General features: G+C 54.4%; 6 protein-coding genes. All 6 read right to left on the bottom strand.

What is annotated here, in order from left to right:
• Nucleotides 1-541, bottom strand: a 541-nt coding sequence (locus ACML7B_RS06135) for a DUF3592 domain-containing protein (protein ID WP_418539911.1), incomplete at its 3' end; no start/stop codon positions are given.
• Between the two features lie 16 nt (nt 542-557).
• Entirely contained in the window at nt 558-1178 is a 621-nt protein-coding gene (locus tag ACML7B_RS06130; protein ID WP_346708531.1) for a metallophosphoesterase family protein, read from the bottom strand.
• Nucleotides 1179-1184: 6 nt separating this feature from the next.
• A complete protein-coding gene (locus ACML7B_RS06125; RefSeq protein ID WP_418539907.1) occupies nt 1185-3092 on the bottom strand; it encodes a BMP family ABC transporter substrate-binding protein in 1908 nt (635 codons plus the stop codon).
• Between the two features lie 35 nt (nt 3093-3127).
• Nucleotides 3128-3649, bottom strand: coding sequence for a GNAT family N-acetyltransferase (locus tag ACML7B_RS06120; RefSeq protein ID WP_418539905.1), 522 nt, complete (start codon nt 3647-3649; stop codon nt 3128-3130).
• Nucleotides 3650-3670: 21 nt separating this feature from the next.
• Entirely contained in the window at nt 3671-4387 is a 717-nt protein-coding gene (gene tsaA / locus ACML7B_RS06115; protein WP_346708534.1) for a tRNA (N6-threonylcarbamoyladenosine(37)-N6)-methyltransferase TrmO, read from the bottom strand.
• An 8-nt stretch (nt 4388-4395) separates the two neighbouring features.
• Nucleotides 4396-4473, bottom strand: a complete 78-nt coding sequence (locus ACML7B_RS06110; protein ID WP_418539913.1) for a hypothetical protein — start codon at nt 4471-4473, stop codon at nt 4396-4398.
• Between the last annotated feature and the right edge of the window lie 25 nt (nt 4474-4498).

The following is a 4498-nucleotide window of genomic DNA, read 5'->3' as shown; positions in this document are numbered from 1 at the left end:
CCAGAAGGAAAAACAGGACAAGTCCTGTGGTAAACACCCCAAATCCGGTAAACAGAACCAAAAGCAGCCGGTTCACTCCTTCAAACCGCTGAACAAAGGCTTCCTTTGGCTTGTCCGGATTATACCACACATCCACCAGGGACCCCAGCGGATAGAGCTTTGCCAGCGGAGAAACTTCCACACTTGCCAGGCTGTTCCGGTATACTTTTATCCGCAGCTTCCTGGGAAGCTCCTCCCGGCTGGTAAGATTGGTCTCATACCGCGCCTTTGGGTTCTGGAAGGGCGTGGAGACAGAAGTTGTCACCACACTGAGGAATTTAGGCCCCGCCACCTTGTAAGTCCTCCCCGCCACAGTATACTCTACCAGAGGGATATGGAAGCCTCCATACCTGACGGCAGACCAGCGGGCTACCCGGCCTGTGACCCGCATATGGCAGCGCTTCTCCATCCCCATCTTCCGGAAGCAAAGCGCCCAGGCACAGATCCAGATGGCAATGGCAAAAGCCAGGCACCACAGGCTCCAGAACAGATTCCAATTCATTTTCCCGCCCCCTCTTCTACCGGATATGTTCTTCCGGATGCTCGTCTTCATAGTCAAACACACATCGCTCAAAGGCGTTGATCACATGGGTATCCTGATATTTATCGTACCGCTTGTGCTTCCTCCCGTAGGACATGTGTACATGCCCGTGGAGGAAAAATCTGGGCTTATACTTGTCCATCAGCTTCAGGAAAGACTCAAACCCCTGATGAGGCAGGTCTCTCCCGTCGTTCAGCTGATAGGCGGGGGCATGGGTGACCAGGATGTCGAACCCCCGCCGCCTCAGAAGCTGGAACCAAAGCCGCGCGATCCGGCGGCGCATTCCCCACTCCGTGTACTGATAGGTCCCTTCTTTATAGCGCATGGATCCGCCCAGTCCCAGGATCCGGATCCCCTTGTATACATAAATGCTGTCATCGATGCAGATACAGCCTGACGGCGGCGTCTCCTGATAACATTCGTCATGATTGCCGTGGACATACAGCACCGGCGCTGATGTAAAGGTGGCCAGAAATGACAGGTAGTTTGGATCCAGATCCCCGCAGGAGATGATCAGATCGATGCCCTCCAGTTTACTTTTTTCAAAAAAATCCCACAGATACGCAGATTCTTCATCTGCGATCGCAAGTATCCTCATAAATCTCTATTCCTTCTCCCAGACGCCCTGTTCGCCCACTACCGGCAGCGCGCCTTCTATCAGTTCATCCACTCCGGGGATGGAGCCGATCACATTGTCCGCAAGCCAGTTCATCTTGATGATCTCTTCTGCGGAAAGTGTTTTCCAGGATTCTCCCTGCACCTGTCCGGTCTGGGAATACAGGATGCCGGAGAATGGCTCAAACTGGCCGGAGCTGATGGCGTGCTTCAGAAGCTTCACCAGCTTCTTTGTCTCTGTCGGCAGGTTCTGAGAACAGATAATGTCTACCACTCCGGAAGACATTCCCCACCAGTAATTGATCGCCTTCATGGACGAGGATTTATCATCGTATTTCCAGGTCCCGTCCATGATCCTGCGGATCATCTGCTCATAGAATTTTCCCCAGTGCCACAGGGGCATCGCCAGATTCCGGGGATTTTCCCCGTCCAGATGATACAGCCCGAAATACCGGGACGATTCCTCCGGGATCACCATATCCTTGCCGGAGACACAGTCCACCCAGATATCCCGGATCCGGTCATAGGCATTATAGCTTTTCCTTGTGGTCCATTCCAGATAAACCTTGGTCCGGGGATTGATCATCTTCGCCCCCAGAGCGAAGGCGTTGATATTGGCGATCTCCCCATAGATGGGATAATCCGCGATATAGGCCAGGCGGTCGTTTTCCGCCATGGCTCCGGCGATGGCTCCCATCAGGAATTTGGCCTCGTACATCCGGGAATAATAAGTCCGGATATACCGGTGGGAAGTATTAAGAGAGCAGTTTAAGATCCTCACCTCCGGCGCCTCGATGGCCGCCTTGACGCTGGCCTGGATAAAGGCCGGCGTAGTGGTGAAGATCAGGTTGCAGCCTTTGGAGATAGCATCACGAAGCGCATCTCCCGCCGTCTCTTTGGTAAGTCCGGAATAGGCCATGGTCTCCACCTCGTCCGGGAAGGTCTGCTCCAGATGGAGTCTCCCCAGCTCATGGGCGTAAGTCCAGGCGGAGGTTCCCGGCGTTTTCTCATAGAGAAAAGCGATTTTTTGCTTCTGGGTCCCCGGCGAGAACAGTCGGCTTAAGATTGGCTTCTTCTCGCTGTCCGGAGTCATCTTCAGGTCGATATCCTCCTCATTCCCCAACAGGGTGAATTCTTCCCAGGTCTTGCCGATCAGTTTGCGAAGATCGCTGGTGGTCATATCCTGAAGCTCCTGGTAATCATAGACAGAAAGAAGCGCAAGGAAAGCGTCCCCTGCCGTAATGGGCAGACGTTCTCCTCCTTTCGCATCGTACTCCAGTTCAAACCGGGAATAAATAGAACTGAAATTCAGCCTCTCTTCCTCATCCCAGGCCTCTCCCGGCTTCTTTCCCACAGCCTTCTGAAGCTTTTTGAAGCTTCCCACCTTACTGAACCAGATATAGTTAATCCTGGCAGCCTCGTAGAAATCCAGGAATTCATAGTAGATCTTGTTCTCCTTCTCGTCCGTCTTCTTCGGGATGATCCGGGTCACTGTCCCCGGAACCGAAACCGCCCCGTAGTACTTCAGAACACTGACTCTTTTATTTCCTTCTTCCACATAGAACTGATTCATATATTCATATGCCTTGATGGGATCCCGGATCCCCTCCTGCTCATGAGCGGTGCTTAAATATGCCCACTTGTCTGCAAACTCGGTATCCGCCCGCAGGATAGGCATAAAATTCGCCGCAAAGGCATTGCTCCTGCCGCCGGTCTTGGTCCCCACGATCTGTTTCAGCGGGATCTGGACCAGCCCCAGAGACACCTCTTTAAATGACCCTCTGGAAGGCAGGATCTCATCCAGAACCTTCAGGGTGGGCTGCTGCCCGTTCATCATCCGATGCTGATATTCCTTTTTCCCCAACCGGTAAGCCTTCTCATATTCTGATGCTCCCATATGAACCTCCTTCACCGAAGCCTGTTCTCTATGATCTATTTCCGGATATCTTTCTTCTCAAACGCGATCCGCAGGTCGCCGTCCTCACATCCGCCTTTGAGACGGATCTGGCCGCAGGGCACGAATCCCGCCTTGGCCAGCGCCCGCTGCATGGGCAGATTCCCGGGGTGGGTGTCGATCCTTACGGAATCAAAACCGGCCCGGGCCGCCAGTTCAAACCCATAGGCAAACATCTTTCCTGCCACGCCTTTTCCCTTGCTTCCTTCCGCCACACAGACCCTGTGGAGGGAAGCGTAGGGCCCGTCGGTAAGCCATGCCCCGTCGATCTCATCATAAGACGGATCCGGTGTGTCCTGGAAAGCGAAGATCCCCTGGATCTCTCCTTTCTCCACCGCCAGGTAGGTGCAGCCATCTTTGGCGTCCTGGATCCAGACTCCCCGGGAGGGATAGCCTTTCTGCCACTGATCCAGCCCCAGTCCCCGGAGCTGGCGCTTTGCATCCTCTGTGATCTCACACATACGGTCAATATGTTCCATCCCTGCCTTGATAAATTCCATGGTTACCGCTCCTTTTCCTTCTTATTCATCTTGCCGGTCCTGTTGATCCCTTTTCTGTGCAGGCTCTGCCTGACAGACAAGAAGGACCCCGTTCTCCACACGGAAATGGATCTCCATCCCCGCAAACTCCATGCCATAGATCCGCCGGGGATCTTCCTGATACCCGGGCCTTGGATCCAGGGCAAGGACTTCCCGCAGTTCTTCTTCCTTCCCTTCCGGAAGGATCCGGCTTATCTCTTCCGGGATCACAACTTCCAGGGTCTCATCCTTCACCTGTCCCGCGAACCCTTCCAGGGCCTCCTCATGGCTGTCCACGTAAGGGAGGTAGGGCTTAATGTCATAGACCGGCGTCCCGTCCATCAGATCCGCGCCTTCCAGTTCCAGCACCGGCGTTCCCTTCTCCCGGATCTCAACCCCTGTGAGCCGGACGCAGGACAATCCGATGGGATTGGGGCGAAAAGGGGACCTGGTGGCAAATACACCCTTGCGCAGATTTCCTCCCAGCTTGGGCGGACGCACCGTAGGGCTCCAACCCTGTGCAAAAGTCTCAGAAAATCCCCATAACAGCCAGAGATGAGAAAATTCGGTGATCCCTCTTACCACATCCGGGTTCCTGCAGTCTCCTTCCAGGGTGAGAAATGCCCGGGTCTTCGCCAGGCCGCTCTGCCTTGGTATCCCGAATTTATCCGGGAAATCCGTATGGATATGGCCAATGGGGGTTAATCGTATCTCTTCCATAATGACTCCTACAGCTTTAAGGCCCGGTAACGGTTAAAGGCGGCAAAGATCTCCTGTCTCCTTGGCAGCGCCAGATTCCCCGGCACTGCGCCCCCTTCACAGACCGCGCCA

The sequence above is a fragment of the Massilistercora timonensis genome (assembly GCF_048354975.1).
GTDB lineage: Bacteria > Bacillota > Clostridia > Lachnospirales > Lachnospiraceae > Massilistercora > Massilistercora timonensis.
This window is presented reverse-complemented; position numbering and strand designations above follow the sequence as displayed.

What these genes read in the sequence shown, in the direction of transcription:
- ACML7B_RS06130 (WP_346708531.1), bottom strand. Translation starts at nt 1,178, where the DNA reads ATGAGGATACTTGCGATCGCAGATGAAGAATCTGCGTATCTGTGGGAT.
- ACML7B_RS06125 (WP_418539907.1), bottom strand. Translation starts at nt 3,092, where the DNA reads ATGGGAGCATCAGAATATGAGAAGGCTTACCGGTTGGGGAAAAAGGAA.
- ACML7B_RS06120 (WP_418539905.1), bottom strand. Translation starts at nt 3,649, where the DNA reads ATGGAATTTATCAAGGCAGGGATGGAACATATTGACCGTATGTGTGAG.
- tsaA (WP_346708534.1), bottom strand. Translation starts at nt 4,387, where the DNA reads ATGGAAGAGATACGATTAACCCCCATTGGCCATATCCATACGGATTTC.